Origin of the sequence: Citrobacter sp. Cf132 (assembly GCF_030333885.1) — a bacterium.
In the GTDB taxonomy this organism is placed as follows: Bacteria; Pseudomonadota; Gammaproteobacteria; order Enterobacterales; family Enterobacteriaceae; genus Citrobacter; species Citrobacter freundii.
Map to the genome: position 1 here is coordinate 58348 of NZ_JAOWFA010000037.1, position 15876 is coordinate 74223.

Consider the following 15876-nt stretch of genomic DNA (forward strand, 5'->3'; position numbering starts at 1 on the left):
GTATGAACATGCTATCTCAGAGAAGTGAAAAACCTAAAGTGAACGTAGCAATACGACGGAGGCAACAGATTCATTACCTCCGTAACAGCTGTCTGGCGTTACTTCTCACGACTCAGCGTTAATCCCACATCGCCGCCCGGATGTACCGCCAGCAGCGTTTCCTTTGAGTATCCGCTCTCGCTCATCAGACAGGCACAGGCGGCGTCAAAGATAGCCAGCACCAGTAAAATAGAGGTGGTAGCCAACATGTTCAGCGGATCGGCCTCGCGCTGTACACCGGTGGAAATCACTAGCCTCGAGGCTTTAGCAATGGCCGAATCGGCGTTTTCAGTCACGCTCAGGATGGGCACATTCCTCGCAGCCAACCCGGGCAGCAGCCGGGTGAGCTCGTCCGAATTCCCCCCGCGTGACAGCATAATCACCAGGTCGTCGGCGCGTAAAAAACCGAGATCGCCATGCGCTGCGTCCGTCGCGTTGAGGTAAATCGCCGGACGTTCCACGCAAGCCAGCATATGTGCGACTTTACGCGCTGCAATGCCAGAGGTACCGACGCCGGTGACGACGATTTTGCCCTGACAACCGCGCAGCTCCGCCATCAGCGACTGCCAGACAGGTTCAGTCAGATGCTGCCCCAGACCCGCCAGGGCATCGCTATAGAGCTGGAATACGCCGCTGGCCTGAGACCAGGAGTTACTCATGCGTCCTCCTGCATCAACTGGCGGTATTTCATATGATCCTGATACATCTCGTGGAATACCCGATATTTGCGATCGTAGTACTGCTTAATGCGATTAGTCTGCGGGGTAACCGTTTTACCAATCCGGCTCATCGCTGACATTGCTTCCGGGAAGGTATCGAACACGCCTGCGGCGATAGTTCCCATCATGGCGCCACCCAGCAGCATGGCTTCGCTCTCTTCAGGCAGCAGCATCGCACAGCCGGTGGCGTTGGCATGCTCCTGAACGAAGATCGGGTTTTTCGTCCCGCCGCCGCTGGCCATAATGGTATCGATCGTGTAGCCGCTTTGATTCATCGTTTCAATGATATGACGGGTTCCCAGCGCAATGGCCTGAATGGTCGCGAGGTACTGTAACGCCATATCTTCCGGCGTGCGCGACAGCTTCAGTCCAGTGATAGCGCCTGTGAGCGTTGGGTTGGCGCGCGGTGAACGGTTGCCGTGGAAATAGGGCAGGATGTGCATGTCACGGGTTAAAAATGCGATATCTTCCGGCTCACCGGCCATTTTACGCAGCAGCGCATTCAACACTTCATAAATGGTCTGCCCTTGAGATTTCGCCTGGGTCAACAAGGTTTCGTAACAAGGATGCGACTGAATAACGTGGTCGATTAACGCCCCGGTTGCCGACTGTCCACCTTCGTTAAGCCAGTATTCTGGCAGCACTGCTGAGTAGTAAGGCCCCCAAACACCGCCGATAAAACGCGGCTCTTTGGAAATCGCCATGTGTCCGGTAGAGGTGCCGCCAATCAGCGCGACGCGGCGATCGAAATCCGCTACCTCGCCGGAAACACCGCTCGCGCCGAGCGTACCGAGCGTACCGGCGTGGGCATCGATGATCGAGACGCTGACAGCGGTCCCCGGAATCAGCCCCATTTCGCTGGCGGCGCGCGCAGAAAGACCATGACCAAGCGGTTCGCCCATAGTTTTCACGTAACGGCCAATTTTGGCGGCATCATGTTCCAGCAAGTCTTCCAGCCCAATCTGGCGGAAATAGCTGGCATCCCATTTGTCTTCATGGCCCATATAGGTCCATTTACACACCGTCGAGCACAGTGAGCGCGTGTCATCGCCCGTTGCGCGCCAGGTCAGGAAATCGGGCAGGTCAAAGTAGTATCCCGCATTGGCCCAGGTGTTGGGCATATGTTGCTTCAACCACAGCAGTTTGGGCGTTTGCATTTCCGGGGAGATAATACCGCCAACGTAGTCCAGCACCCGATGATGCAGGGCGTTAATGCGCTCAGCCTGAGTAATGGCGCGGTGATCCATCCACACAATGATATTCTGTTCGCTGCGCCCGGACGGACTAATGGTCAGTGGTTTACCTTCTTTGTCCAACACCACCAGTGAACAGGTCGCGTCAAAGCCCAGACCTTTCACCTGGATAGGGTTGATATCCGACTGGTTAATCGCATCGCGAACTGCGTTACACACCGCCTGCCAGATGTTATCGGAAGACTGCTCAACAAAATCGGCCTGCGGACGGTAAATCTCGATGGCCCGACTGGCCTGGCCGACCATTCTGCCGTTGAGATCAAACACGCCAGCACGGGCGCTTCCGGTTCCGACATCCACACCAATAAAGTAACTTGCCATAATTTTTTCTCCTGAAATCAGGCTTTACGATTCTGTAATGCGATAAAGAGGATCAGCACCGCGCCCCACAGCGCCATCGTCAGATAGCTGCTGACCCCCAGCAAGTTAAGGCCGCTTTCCAGCATTTGCAGCACAATCAGCGCCAGGACCAGGCCGATAATGCGTCCGAAGCCGCCATCCGGATTGATGCCACCGAGTACGGAGGCAAGGATGGTGACCAGCAGGTAGGACTCACCGTATCCGGCTTTTGCCGAGTTGAATTTCGCCATCATCAGAATGGCGGCGACCCAGCCGAGCAGGGCTGAAATCACGTACACGGAAATTTGTACCCGTACGGTATTCACACCACTATAGCGGGTAGCCTGTTCATTGGAGCCGACGAGATAAAGACTGCGCCCCAGCGTGGTGTGCTCCAGCAGTACCCATAGCAGGATTGCCACCAGGAAAAAGAGCAACAGCGCCACCGGAATACCCGCAATCGTGGCGTTGCCAAGGTACTGAATGGCGGTCGGGAAACCCGAAATCACCGTCCCGTTGGAGAGCAGAATATTCAGCCCGGAGATAAGTGTCATCGTGCCGAGGGTGGCGAGAATCGGTGAGACGCCGACCCAGGCAATCAGCGCGCCGTTGAGCGTACCGATAGCCACCGCCACGGCTGCGCCTGCCAGCAGCGCCAGCACCAGAAACAGCGGGTTATCCGGATGGGTAACGATAATCGCTGCCATTACCAGCGAGCAGGCGTTCGCCCCGGCAATAATTGACAGGTTAATGCCGCCGGTCAGCATGGTCATACCCATCCCGAGGGCCAGCATGCCGAGGATCGGTAACTGTGAGCCTATCGACTGGAAGTTAGCGACGCTAAAAAAACGGCTGCCGAGCAGGGCTGAGAAAACCAGGGCGACGACCACAATAATGACGCATTGCAGACGAATGATGGCATCACCGGGTAAAAATCTGGCGATTGTTTTCATCTCAAAGCTCCCTTGCCAGTTTGCGTTTTTCGTTCCAGGCCGTGGCACTGATGCTGACCAGGATAATGGCGCCGCTGAATACGGTGTGCCAGTAAGAGGAGACGCTGAGTAGCGTCAGACCATTTTGTAAGAAGGCGAGCAAGACAACGCCGAGCAGGGTTCCGGTCAACGTACCGCGCCCGCCGCTCATGCTGGTTCCGCCGAGCACGACCGCCGCCAGCACCGTCAGCTCAAAGCCGAGCAGCGAATTGGGTGCAACTGACTGGGTGATTTGCGCCTGAACCACGGCGGCAACACCTGCCAGAATGCCCATATAGCCATAGACGTAGAAATGCAGTTTCAGCAGATTCAGCCCCAGGCGTGAGGCCGCGTCGCGGTTGCCGCCCATGGCGTAAACCTGACGGCCAAGACGGGTATAGTTCATCAGCACTGCGGTAAAGACGATCACCGCCGCCAGGCACAGCAGGGGCAGGGTCAGGCCGTAGTCGTAGCCATCTGCCGCGGTGAAGGAGAACCAGTTAATGCCGTTCATAAACCAGTCAGGGAAACCGTACAGCCAGGTGCCTTTGGTGGCGTAAACCAGAAGGCCGTAGTAGACGTTCAGCGTGGCGATGGTAATGATGATTGCCGGAACGCGCAGCCAGTAGACCAGGAAGCCATTAATGAGCCCAAGCAGCAGGCCCACCGCAATCGCAATGGTTAACGCCAGAGCGAAGTTGCCGCCGTGGCCGATCACCCAACTGGCCATCGCATACTGGGCAATCGCGGTCATCGCCGGAAAGGAGATATCGATCCCACCGGAAATCAGCACCACAAACAACCCGCAGGCAAGAATGCCGAGAATCGCGTAGCTGGTGGCCACATCTGTCAGATTGCCGAGCGAGAGGAACTCATCGGTGCTGACACTTAGCCCAACCGCGAGCGCTACGACCAGCAGGCCCAGCCAGAATTCATGTTGCCCGATTAAACGGGACAGATGCATCTTATTCATTGATTACCTCGACCACTTCAGCAATCTCCTCTTCACGGCAGTGATGAGGATTAAATTCCGCCACCAGTCTGCCGCGACGCATCACCAGCACGCGGTGGCTGTTGTAATATGCTTCCGGAATTTCATCGCAAATCATCAGCACCGCCATACCTTGTTCCGCCAAATCGCGGGCTATCTGGTAAATGCCCTCTTTGTTGGCGATATCCACGCCGACGGTAGGCGAGTCGAGGATCAGGATGCGGGGATTGGTCGCCACCCATTTGGCAATGGCGATACGCTGGGCATTGCCGCCGGAAAGCGTTTTGACCGGCAGGTGCGGATCGGACACTTTGATATTCAGTTCGCGGATTAAATCGGCGACCAGCTTTTGCGCTTTACGATGATCGAGCAAGCCGCTACCGGTGTGCAGTTGATCAAACACCGTGACGATGGTGTTGTCGTAAATCGACTGCTCCATGATCAGCCCCTGCGTCAGGCGATCTTCTGAGACGTAGCCGATCCCGTGCTTAATGGCGTCGTGGTTATTACGAAGCGTGACCGGCTGACCGTTAATACGCATCTCGCCGCTTTCCGGGGGCGTCATGCCAAACAGGCTCAAACAAAGCTCGGTACGCCCGGCGCCCAACAGGCCGACAATCGAGACAATCTCGCCGCCATGCAGCGACAGATTAATGTTCTGGTATTTGCCTCTGCGGCTGAGGTTGCGCAGCTCCAGCAGGGGTTCTCGATCGTCGAATGATTTCTCCGGCAGCGGGCTGTAGTGGAAGCGTTGTCCGGTCATCAGGAAAGCCAGCTCGTGGCTGTCGAGTTCGCTGGCAGGATATGTGCCCACCAGTTTGCCGTCGCGCATGACGCTGATACGGTCTGCCACTTCCATTACTTCATCCAGACGATGGCTGACAAACACCACGCAAATGCCGGCCGCTTTAAGTTCGTTAACCACCTTCAGCAGTCCATTGACCTCCTGGCGGGTTAGCGAGGCGGTGGGCTCGTCCATAATAACCAGACGCGCATCTGCGGCAATTGCCCGGCAAATAGCGACCAACTGTCGGTCGGCAATCGAGAGTTTTTCTACTTTTTTATCGGGATCGATATTCACTCCGATACGTTTCATGGCTGCCAGCGCCTGCTGTTTCATAGCACCACGACGCACCCAGATATCACCGCCCGGCAGATAGCGGTTGACCGCGATATTTTCTGCGACGCTAAAGTTGGGGAACAACGACAGGTCCTGATAAATAACTTGAATGCCATAATGGGAGGAGAGCTGCGGCGTCAGGTGATGGAACAATTTTCCGTCGAGTAAAATCTGCGCGCCTTTTTCCGGGTGATAAACCCCGGAGATCACTTTAATAATGGTACTTTTACCACAGCCGTTTTGACCCGCCAGACAGTGAACTTCGCCTTTTCTCAGCGTCAGATTCACGTTATCCAGCGCCAGCACGCCCGGGAATTGTTTGCTGATATTCTCAAGAGTGATAAATGCGGTGGTGTCTGCCATGGACAATACCCCTGCGAGCGCCCTGACGGACGCTGAGTGTTAGTTTGGTTGATAGCGCCGACCAGACGGTCGGCGTTAAGGTTCCCTGGTGTTGGCTAAAGCCTTAGAAACCAAGTGATTGTGCGTTGTCTTTGGTGACTTCGAGGATCTTGTTAAAGCGGATCACTTTCTTCTCCGTGTCGATATCGGCTTTCCCTAAACCGTCGATACTCAGATCTGCATTGACTTCTTTGCCCTGCAACAGCTGATCGGCAACCGTTACCAGCGCATAGCCCGCATCTTTTGGATCCCACAGCAGCGCTTTTTTGATATCTCCACGCATCAGGTAAGGCGCAGCCTGCGCTGGCATGGCGATCCCGACAACGGCAATTTTATCTTTGGCGCGTTTTTTCTGCACAGCCTGACCCGCACCAATTGGACCCAGTGAGCCGAAGCCGATAATGCCCTTCATCTGCGGATAGGTTTTCATCAGATCCAGCGTTGTGGCGTAAGATTTATCAATGCTTTCCGCGACCGGCAGGCGTGAAGTGACCTCGAACATTTCCGGATATTTTTCTTTCTGGTACTTAATTGCATAATCAGCCCACGCGTTATGCAGTGGGACCGTCAGCGAACCAACATAGATTGCATACCCGCCTTTGCCGCCCATATTTTTCGCTAACTCATCGACGTTGGCTTGTGCGTATTTTTCACTATCGATGGTTTCGATATCCCACTGACCGATTTGCTCGTCCGGGGATTCGTGCGTCAGGACCACAATGCCTTTATCGCGCGCTTTTTTCAGTACTGGCTCAAGAACCTTGGCATCGTTTGGTACCACGATGATCGCGTTGACGTTTTTGGCGATCAGATCCTCAATCACTTTGACCTGCTGTGCCGGGTCCGGCGTAGATGGACCGGTCTGGTAAGCGTTCACATCCAGTTTTTTTGCTGCTTCGTTAACACCGGTTTCCATGCGGTTAAACCAGGGAATACCAGTGACTTTGGCAACCACAGCAATTTCATATTTTTCCGCCGCAAAGGACGTGCCGGACAACATGCATGCAGAAACCAGGGTTGCACTGAGTAATGCGAGTTTGAATTTCATAGTTGTACCTTTCGTAGGGGGCAGGACATGTCACGGCGTGAAGTTAACAACGAATGGAAGAGGGAATGAATCATAAGTTTGGAGAATGTGATGTATGCCCATTATTGTTAATTTATGGAAATAAAATGATTAATAATTGGTTAAATTTACATGATTTTAGATTCAGGTGTTCAAATTAAGTGTTAATAAAACATTAAAATGAAACTATTAATTAACATTTTGTTATCATTTAACTTAAGATTTGACGCCGAAAAGGTGTTTGGGTGGAATTTCCCGAAGAAGAAATTATCGAAATTGAGAACTGAATCGATACCGGAAAAGGGTGCTCAACTTTTTTTCGTTCAATGATATCCTCGGCACACTTGCGCCAAATACGGCATCATTATTTGTGGCGGTGTTGATTTTTATCGTGGAGAACTCATGCAAGGCGTTAAACGTATCTTTATGACGTTGTTTCTCGCTGTCCTGTCTTTTGGCGCAGGTGCGCATCCCCACAGCTTTATTCATCTGAAAACCGAAGTTGTGAGCGAAAATGATCGGTTCGTCGCGCTAAAAATGCGCTGGACGATGGATGAAATCACGTCGGCGGATCTGCTTTACGACGCGGGGAATGCTAAACCTGGTGATGAAATTTGGAAAAAACTGGCGGCGGAAGTGATGGCCAACGTTCTCGGGCAGCACTATTTCACCGAAGTGTGGCACGATGGGAAAAAGGTAAAGTTTAAAAACAGACCGACGGAATATGGCATGGAGCGTGAAGAACACCAGGCGGTGCTGACGTTCGTTCTGCCGCTGGCCGAAGCTCAACCACTGAGCGGTCAAAAATATACTATTTCAACCTTCGATCCGACCTACTACGTCGATATGAGCTATGACAAAGACAGCGACGCCCGGCTTTCGCAGACCATAAGCCAGCAATGCCATATTTCAATGCATACGCCGACACCGAATGAACACATGTTGAGTTTTGCGCAGTCGCTGGATAAAGAAGACGCACCGCCGGAGGATATGGAGTTGGGTAAACAGTTTGCACAGACGGTGACGCTGCAATGTCAGTAGTTTATCAACAACGCGCAGCCAGACGCCGTTGGCTCACGCTATGGCCACTGGCGGTCTTTTTGTTGCTGGCGACAGGCGGGGTGCTGTGGTTGTGGCAAGCCTGGCCTCAGGTAATGATGCAAAGTGTCGTCTGGCAGCGTGACGTTAACCAGCAGATGAGCGGGTTGCTGAAAGCGGTTGCCGCGAACCCCACACGTGCGGGCGGATCTCTGCTGTTGTTTAGCTTTATATATGGGGTATTGCACGCATTGGGGCCGGGGCACGGCAAAATCGTCATCACGACCTGGCTTGCGACGCATCCGTCGAAGCTCAAGTCGAGCATTGGGCTGACGCTGGCGTCTTCCCTATTGCAGGGGCTGGTGGCAATAGGACTGGTGGTTGTAGTGCTCACGGTGCTGCAACTGCCTGCCCGACAGCTGCATATGAGCAGTTTCTGGCTGGAGAAAGGAAGTTATGCGCTGGTTGGCGTGTTGGGCGTTTTATTGTGTGTCCGTGCACTAAAGAAATTGCGCCAGCTGCTGATGCGCCCGAAATTCACCGCCTTTACGCCGCACCATGTGCATCACGAGGGCTGCGGCTGCGGGCATCAGCATTTGCCCAAGCCGGAACAACTGCAAAGCGGCGATGACTGGCGCGCCCGGTTGATGATTATTCTCTCTATGGGCATGCGTCCCTGCTCTGGCGCAATTATGGTGCTGCTGTTCAGTAAAGTGGTTGGCGTCTTTAGCTGGGGTATGGCGTCGGCGTTGGCGATGGCGGCAGGAACCTCTTTGACGATTACGTCACTGGCTTTGCTGGTACATAGCTTTCGCTCATTGGCGGTGAAAATTAGCGGGCATAAAGCGCCGGTGCTGTGGCGACAGATTGGCTGGACGACGCTGGCGTTAGCCGGTGGTGCGGTGCTTATTGTTGCTGCGGTAGTGATGTGGATGAGCGCGGTGCCGGTAGGGCGAGGGATAAGACCATTTTAGGTTAGTGAGCGGAATGGTATGACTTGTAGGCCGGATAAGACGCGAAAGCGTCGCATCCGGCACCACAGCAGATTAACGCTTCAGCGCATCACTCAGTTCGTCACGCATGTTAGCCAGCATGGCTTTAACAACGCGCGGGTTACCTGCAACGATGTTGCCGGTTGCCAGGTAGTTATGACCACCGGTGAAGTCGCAAACCAGTGCGCCAGCTTCACGCGCAATCAGCTCACCTGCTGCGAAATCCCATGGTTTCAGACCGATTTCGAAGTAACCGTCAACGCGCGCAGCGGCAACGTAAGCCAGATCCAGCGCAGCAGAACCTGTGCGGCGGAAGTCAGCGCACTCGGTAAACATTTTGCCAAGAATTTTCATGTAAGAAGCGGCGTGCTGCTTCGCTTTGAACGGGAAACCGGTGGCGATGATGGTGCCGTCCAGATCGCGGGCGGTGCTGCCACGCAGACGATAGCCGTTCAGCTGTGCGCCCTGGCCGCGAGTGGCGGTGAACAGTTCGTTACGCATTGGATCGTAAACAACGGCGACTTCAGTACGGCCTTTAATGCGTACTGCGATAGATACCGCGAAGTGCGGCAGACGTTTTACGAAGTTGGTAGTACCATCCAGTGGATCGATAACCCATTGAACATCCTGATCTTCACCTGCGTGCTCACCGCTTTCTTCGGTGATGATGGTGTGCTGTGGGTAAGATTTGCGAATAGTTTCGATAATAATCGCTTCGGCGGCTTTATCGACGTTAGTCACGAAATCATTGCTGCCTTTCTGGCTGGTTTCTACAGAGTCTGGGGTTTCGTAGTGTTTGGCAATTACATTACCCGCCTTGCGCGCTGCGCGCACGGCGATGGTCAGCATCGGATGCATCGGTCTCTCTCACTGGATGTTAAAGAACGGGAAAACGGCGCAGAGTATAGCAGCGAGTTCGGAATATGTCTTCGTTTTATGATAATATGCCCGAATAATCTTTAGCCGAAGAAATACAATGCTGCAAAATATTCGAATCGTGCTGGTGGAAACCTCTCACACTGGCAACATGGGCTCTGTAGCCCGCGCAATGAAAACCATGGGTTTAACCAATCTGTGGCTGGTAAATCCACTGGTTAAACCGGACTCTCAGGCCATCGCTCTGGCGGCAGGTGCCAGTGATGTAATCGGCAGCGCGCAGATCGTCGATACTCTTGATGAAGCGCTGGCAGGTTGCAGCCTGGTAGTAGGCACCAGTGCGCGCTCCCGTACACTACCGTGGCCGATGCTGGATCCGCGTGAATGCGGTTTAAAAAGCGTCTCTGAAGCGACGAATTCGCCCGTAGCGCTGGTGTTTGGTCGTGAACGTGTTGGCCTGACGAATGAAGAACTGCAGAAGTGCCATTACCACGTCGCTATTGCCGCGAACCCGGATTACAGTTCGCTGAACCTGGCGATGGCGGTGCAGGTCATCTCTTATGAAGTGCGCATGGCCTGGCTGGCAACGCAGGAAAGCGAGAAGACCGCAGAATACGAAGAAGCTGAGTATCCGCTGGTCGATGATTTAGAGCGTTTTTACGGTCATCTGGAACAAACGCTGCTGTCGACCGGGTTTATCCGCGAAGGGCATCCGGGACAGGTGATGAATAAGCTGCGCCGTCTGTTTACGCGTGCGCGTCCTGAGAGCCAGGAGCTGAACATTTTGCGCGGAATTTTAGCTTCAATTGAGCAACAGAATAAAGGCAAGTAAACGTAACGCCTCCGGCAAGTAAAAATGGCACTGAAGGTTAAATACCTGACTAAATTAGTCAAGTAAATAGTTGACTGATTTAGTCGGGAATGTCAGACTTGCCCCTGCTATGCAATACCCCCATTTTACAATAAAAAACCCCGGGCAGGGGCGAGTTTGAGGCTAAGTAAGACATGAGACTGACATCAAAAGGGCGTTATGCCGTGACCGCAATGTTGGACGTTGCGCTCAACTCCGAAACGGGCCCGGTACCGTTGGCTGATATTTCTGAACGTCAGGGAATCTCCCTGTCATATCTGGAGCAGCTGTTTTCCCGTTTGCGTAAAAACGGTCTGGTTTCCAGCGTACGTGGACCAGGCGGCGGGTATCTGCTGGGTAAAGATGCCGGCAGCATCGCAGTAGGTGAAGTAATCAGCGCTGTGGACGAGTCTGTAGATGCGACCCGTTGCCAGGGCAAGGGCGGTTGTCAGGGCGGCGATAAATGCCTGACCCACGCGCTGTGGCGCGATCTGAGCGATCGTCTGACCGGTTTCCTCAACAACATTACGTTGGGCGAACTGGTGAATAATCAGGAAGTCCTGGATGTGTCTGGTCGCCAGCACACGCATGACGCTCCACGCACTAATCGTGCACAAGACGCGATCGACGTTAAGTTACGCGCATAATAAAAGTATTTTAGAATCAGGCCGGGGTGCTACACACCCCGTTAACTCGGTCGTACATCCAGCCGGTTGCCTGATTCCTTGCATTGAAGCGATGTACGGAGTTTATAGAGCAATGAAATTACCGATCTATCTCGACTACTCCGCAACCACGCCGGTGGACCCGCGTGTTGCCGAGAAAATGATGCAGTGTCTGACCCTGGACGGAAACTTTGGTAACCCAGCGTCTCGTTCACACCGTTTCGGCTGGCAGGCTGAAGAGGCGGTAGATATCGCCCGTAACCAGATTGCTGACCTCGTGGGCGCTGACCCGCGTGAAATCGTCTTTACTTCCGGTGCGACTGAATCCGATAACCTGGCGATTAAAGGTGCAGCCAACTTTTATCAGAAAAAAGGCAAGCACATCATCACCAGCAAAACCGAACACAAAGCCGTGCTGGACACCTGTCGTCAGCTGGAGCGCGAAGGGTTTGAAGTCACCTACCTCGCCCCGCAGCGTAACGGCATTATCGACCTGAAAGAACTTGAAGCGGCAATGCGTGACGACACTATCCTCGTGTCCATCATGCACGTGAATAACGAAATCGGCGTGGTGCAGGATATCGCGACTATCGGCGAAATGTGCCGTGCGCGCGGCATCATCTATCACGTTGATGCGACCCAGAGCGTGGGCAAACTGCCTATCGATCTGAGCCAACTGAAAGTTGATCTGATGTCCTTCTCCGGCCACAAAATCTATGGTCCGAAAGGTATCGGTGCGCTGTACGTGCGTCGTAAACCGCGTATTCGTATTGAAGCGCAGATGCATGGTGGCGGTCACGAGCGCGGTATGCGTTCCGGTACGCTGCCTGTGCACCAGATCGTCGGCATGGGTGAAGCCTACCGCATTGCCAAAGAAGAGATGGAAACCGAGATGGCGCGCCTGCGCAGTCTGCGTAACCGTCTGTGGGACGGCGTGAAAGATATGGAAGAAGTGTATCTTAACGGCGATCTCGAGCAGGGTGCACCGAACATTCTCAACGTTAGCTTCAACTATGTTGAAGGCGAATCGCTGATTATGGCGCTGAAAGATCTGGCTGTATCCTCCGGTTCTGCATGTACTTCTGCAAGCCTGGAGCCATCCTACGTGCTGCGCGCGCTGGGGATGACCGACGAGCTGGCACATAGCTCAATTCGTTTCTCTTTAGGTCGTTTCACTACCGAAGAAGAGATTGACTACGCCATTAATCTGGTTCGCAACTCCATCGGCCGCCTGCGTGACCTTTCTCCGCTGTGGGAAATGTTCAAACAGGGCGTGGATCTGAACAGCATTGAATGGTCACATCACTAATCGGTACCGATAAGGAGAATTCAGCATGGCTTACAGCGAAAAAGTAATCGATCATTACGAGAATCCACGTAACGTGGGTTCTTTTGACAACAGCGACGAGAACGTGGGCAGCGGCATGGTGGGTGCACCAGCCTGTGGCGACGTGATGAAGTTGCAGATCAAAGTCAACAATGAGGGTATCATTGAAGACGCGCGTTTCAAGACTTACGGCTGCGGTTCCGCTATTGCTTCCAGCTCTCTGGTTACCGAATGGGTAAAAGGGAAATCTCTGGACGAAGCACAGGCGATTAAAAACACCGATATCGCCGACGAGCTTGAACTGCCACCGGTGAAAATTCACTGCTCTATTCTGGCTGAAGACGCGATTAAAGCCGCGATTGCGGATTACAAAAGCAAACGTGAAGCAAAATAATTAAGAGTTGAGGTTTTATTATGTCGATTACCTTAAGCGACAGTGCAGCAGCGCGTGTAAATACCTTCCTGGCAAACCGCGGTAAAGGGTTTGGTCTGCGTCTGGGCGTGAGAACCTCCGGCTGCTCAGGTATGGCCTATGTACTGGAATTTGTTGACGAGCCGGCGGCTGAAGATACCGTGTTTGAAGACAAAGGCGTTAAAGTTGTGGTCGACGGTAAGAGCCTGCAATTCCTCGACGGTACGCAGTTAGACTTCGTCAAAGAAGGTCTGAACGAAGGGTTTAAGTTTACTAACCCGAACGTGAAAGACGAATGTGGATGCGGCGAAAGCTTCCACGTGTAACGCGCTTACCGATAACCCCACCGTGGTCGCCTGCGCGTGGGGTTTGTTTTACCTGACTCTCTGGTTTTGCTCCCGTGAACAACAGAGAATCGATGCCCTGAGAATGTTATGGACTACTTCACCCTCTTTGGCTTACCGGCCCGTTATCAGCTCGATACTCAGGCGCTGAGCCTACGTTTTCAGGATCTACAACGTCAGTATCATCCTGATAAATTTGCCAGCAGTTCCCAGGCGGAACAACTTGCTGCGGTTTCGCAGTCCGCCACTATCAACCAGGCCTGGCAAACGCTGCGTCATCCTTTGATGCGCGCCGAATACTTATTGTCTTTACACGGCTTTGACATCCGTAGCGAGCAGCACACGGTGCGCGATACCGCGTTTCTGATGGAACAACTGGAGCTGCGGGAAGAGCTGGACGAAATTGAACAGGCAAAAGACAGTCAACGTTTAGATGCGTTTATGCAACGCGTCAGCGAAATGTATAACGTTCGTCATCAACTGATGGTGGAACAGCTGGATAGCGAGACGTGGGACGCAGCGGCAGATACCGTGCGTAAGCTGCGTTTTCTCGATAAACTGCGAAGCAGTGCAGAACAACTCGAAGAAAAACTGCTCGATTTTTAATTTCCGGAAGCGAAAATGGCCTTATTACAAATTAGTGAGCCTGGTCTGAGCGCCGCGCCGCACCAGCGTCGTCTGGCGGTAGGTATCGATTTAGGCACCACCAACTCCCTGGTTGCGACTGTACGCAGCGGCCAGGCCGAAACGTTGGCAGACCATGAAGGTCGCCACCTGTTGCCGTCAGTGGTTCACTATCAGCAGCAGGGTTATTCTGTCGGTTACGATGCCCGCGCCAATGCTGCGCTGGATACGGCAAACACCGTCAGTTCGGTAAAACGCATGATGGGCCGCTCTCTGGCGGATATCCAGGCGCGTTACCCGCATCTGCCATATACGTTCCAGGCAAGCGAAAACGGCTTGCCGATGATTGAAACCGCTGCCGGATTGCTTAATCCGGTGCGTGTCTCCGCGGATATTCTGAAAGCGCTGGCCGCGCGGGCAACCGAATCACTGTCCGGCGAACTGGACGGCGTGGTAATCACCGTTCCGGCTTACTTTGACGATGCACAGCGTCAGGGGACCAAAGACGCCGCGCGTCTGGCGGGCCTGCACGTATTGCGTCTGTTGAACGAACCGACCGCAGCTGCGATTGCCTATGGTCTGGACTCCGGTCAGGAAGGCGTGATTGCGGTCTACGATCTTGGCGGCGGTACTTTTGATATTTCTATTCTGCGCCTGAGCCGCGGCGTGTTTGAAGTGCTGGCGACCGGCGGTGATTCCGCGCTCGGCGGCGACGATTTTGACCATCTGCTGGCCGATTATATTCGCGAGCAGGCTGGCGTGGCCGATCGTAGTGATAACCGCGTACAGCGTGAACTGCTGGATGCCGCGATTGCCGCGAAAATCGCGCTTAGCGACGCTGATTCTGTAACGGTTAACGTGGCGGGATGGCAGGGTGAAATCACCCGTGAAACCTTTAATGAACTCATTTCCGCACTGGTCAAGCGTACGCTGCTGGCCTGCCGTCGCGCGCTGAAAGATGCGGGCGTGGAGCCGCAGGATGTGCTGGAAGTGGTGATGGTCGGTGGTTCAACTCGCGTGCCATTGGTGCGTGAACGCGTCGGTGAATTTTTTGGCCGTACGCCGCTGACTTCTATTGACCCGGACAAAGTGGTCGCTATTGGTGCGGCAATCCAGGCAGATATTCTGGTCGGAAATAAACCAGACAGCGAAATGCTGCTGCTGGACGTTATCCCGCTGTCCCTGGGACTGGAAACCATGGGCGGTCTGGTGGAGAAAGTGATCCCACGTAACACCACGATTCCGGTGGCGCGCGCGCAGGACTTTACCACCTTTAAAGATGGCCAAACCGCGATGTCCATTCACGTAATGCAAGGCGAGCGTGAGCTGGTGCAGGACTGCCGTTCACTGGCGCGTTTTGCGCTGCGCGGCATCCCGGCATTGCCAGCTGGCGGCGCACACATCCGCGTGACCTTCCAGGTGGACGCGGATGGCCTGCTGAGCGTCACCGCCATGGAAAAATCCACCGGCGTAGAGTCCTCAATTCAGGTCAAACCGTCCTACGGTCTGACCGACAGTGAAATCGCCTCCATGATTCAGGATTCGATGAGTTTTGCCGAGCAGGACGTTAAAGCCCGTATGCTGGCAGAACAGAAAGTCGAAGCGGCACGCGTACTGGAAAGTTTATCCGGTGCGTTGAACGCTGATGCCGCGCTGTTAAGCGCCGCAGAACGTCAGGCTATCGACACCGCCGCCGCGCATTTGAGCGAGGTTGCACTGGGTGACGATGTTGACGCGATAGAACAAGCCATTAAAAACGTAGACAAACAAACCCAGGAATTCGCCGCTCGCCGCATGGACAAATCCGTCCGTAGCGCGCTGAAAGGCCATTCCGTGGACGAGGTTTAA

The 15876-nt window shown here is 53.9% G+C and carries 16 protein-coding genes; 9 read left to right on the forward strand and 7 right to left on the reverse strand.

Features of this window, described 5'->3' with window-relative positions:
* Positions 1-98: 98 nt before the first annotated feature.
* The 6 genes from OGV85_RS03545 to OGV85_RS03570 all read right to left on the reverse strand — a co-directional run bounded on the left by OGV85_RS03545 (position 99) and on the right by OGV85_RS03570 (position 6882).
* Positions 99-698, reverse strand: coding sequence for a KpsF/GutQ family sugar-phosphate isomerase (locus OGV85_RS03545; protein ID WP_032949792.1), 600 nt, complete (start codon positions 696-698; stop codon positions 99-101).
* A complete protein-coding gene (locus OGV85_RS03550; RefSeq protein ID WP_003847100.1) occupies positions 695-2332 on the reverse strand; it encodes an FGGY-family carbohydrate kinase in 1638 nt (545 codons plus the stop codon). The genes OGV85_RS03545 and OGV85_RS03550 overlap by 4 nt, the downstream gene beginning before the upstream one ends.
* Before the next feature lie 17 nt (positions 2333-2349).
* Positions 2350-3303, reverse strand: coding sequence for an ABC transporter permease (locus OGV85_RS03555; protein ID WP_003037658.1), 954 nt, complete (start codon positions 3301-3303; stop codon positions 2350-2352).
* A gap of 1 nt (position 3304) precedes the next feature.
* Positions 3305-4294 carry an ABC transporter permease gene (locus OGV85_RS03560; RefSeq protein ID WP_003037661.1) on the reverse strand — a complete coding sequence of 330 codons (990 nt, stop codon included), beginning with the start codon at positions 4292-4294 and terminating at the stop codon, positions 3305-3307.
* Positions 4287-5795, reverse strand: coding sequence for a sugar ABC transporter ATP-binding protein (locus OGV85_RS03565; RefSeq protein WP_061547735.1), 1509 nt, complete (start codon positions 5793-5795; stop codon positions 4287-4289). The genes OGV85_RS03560 and OGV85_RS03565 overlap by 8 nt, the downstream gene beginning before the upstream one ends.
* A 103-nt stretch (positions 5796-5898) precedes the next feature.
* Positions 5899-6882, reverse strand: a complete 984-nt coding sequence (locus OGV85_RS03570) for an autoinducer 2 ABC transporter substrate-binding protein (protein WP_003037665.1) — start codon at positions 6880-6882, stop codon at positions 5899-5901.
* A gap of 420 nt (positions 6883-7302) precedes the next feature.
* Between OGV85_RS03570 and OGV85_RS03575 the strand changes: the two genes are divergently transcribed.
* Both OGV85_RS03575 and OGV85_RS03580 read left to right on the forward strand, forming a co-directional pair.
* Positions 7303-7941 carry a DUF1007 family protein gene (locus OGV85_RS03575; RefSeq protein WP_054528651.1) on the forward strand — a complete coding sequence of 213 codons (639 nt, stop codon included), beginning with the start codon at positions 7303-7305 and terminating at the stop codon, positions 7939-7941.
* Entirely contained in the window at positions 7932-8912 is a 981-nt protein-coding gene (locus OGV85_RS03580) for a nickel/cobalt transporter (RefSeq protein WP_003037668.1), read from the forward strand. Before OGV85_RS03575 ends, OGV85_RS03580 begins: the two co-directional genes overlap by 10 nt.
* Before the next feature lie 72 nt (positions 8913-8984).
* Here the strand turns inward: OGV85_RS03580 and suhB are convergent, their stop codons facing one another.
* On the reverse strand, positions 8985-9788 hold the full coding sequence (gene suhB / locus OGV85_RS03585) for an inositol-1-monophosphatase (RefSeq protein WP_003037670.1): 804 nt from the start codon (positions 9786-9788) through the stop codon (positions 8985-8987).
* Between the two features lie 118 nt (positions 9789-9906).
* Here suhB and trmJ point away from each other — a divergent pair, with 118 nt between their 5' ends.
* The 7 genes from trmJ to hscA all read left to right on the forward strand — a co-directional run bounded on the left by trmJ (position 9907) and on the right by hscA (position 15876).
* Complete coding sequence (gene trmJ, locus OGV85_RS03590; protein ID WP_003037672.1) at positions 9907-10638, forward strand: tRNA (cytosine(32)/uridine(32)-2'-O)-methyltransferase TrmJ; 732 nt, start codon at positions 9907-9909, stop codon at positions 10636-10638.
* A gap of 173 nt (positions 10639-10811) precedes the next feature.
* Positions 10812-11303, forward strand: a complete 492-nt coding sequence (iscR, locus tag OGV85_RS03595) for a Fe-S cluster assembly transcriptional regulator IscR (protein WP_003037674.1) — start codon at positions 10812-10814, stop codon at positions 11301-11303.
* A gap of 112 nt (positions 11304-11415) precedes the next feature.
* On the forward strand, positions 11416-12630 hold the full coding sequence (gene iscS, locus OGV85_RS03600; RefSeq protein WP_003037677.1) for a cysteine desulfurase: 1215 nt from the start codon (positions 11416-11418) through the stop codon (positions 12628-12630).
* 25 nt (positions 12631-12655) lie between these two features.
* Positions 12656-13042, forward strand: a complete 387-nt coding sequence (gene iscU, locus OGV85_RS03605) for a Fe-S cluster assembly scaffold IscU (protein WP_002913991.1) — start codon at positions 12656-12658, stop codon at positions 13040-13042.
* A gap of 20 nt (positions 13043-13062) precedes the next feature.
* Positions 13063-13386 carry an iron-sulfur cluster assembly protein IscA gene (gene iscA / locus OGV85_RS03610; protein WP_003037681.1) on the forward strand — a complete coding sequence of 108 codons (324 nt, stop codon included), beginning with the start codon at positions 13063-13065 and terminating at the stop codon, positions 13384-13386.
* Positions 13387-13494: 108 nt separating this feature from the next.
* A complete protein-coding gene (hscB, locus tag OGV85_RS03615) occupies positions 13495-14010 on the forward strand; it encodes a co-chaperone HscB (protein ID WP_003037683.1) in 516 nt (171 codons plus the stop codon).
* Positions 14011-14025: 15 nt separating this feature from the next.
* Positions 14026-15876, forward strand: coding sequence for a Fe-S protein assembly chaperone HscA (hscA, locus tag OGV85_RS03620; protein ID WP_003037687.1), 1851 nt, complete (start codon positions 14026-14028; stop codon positions 15874-15876).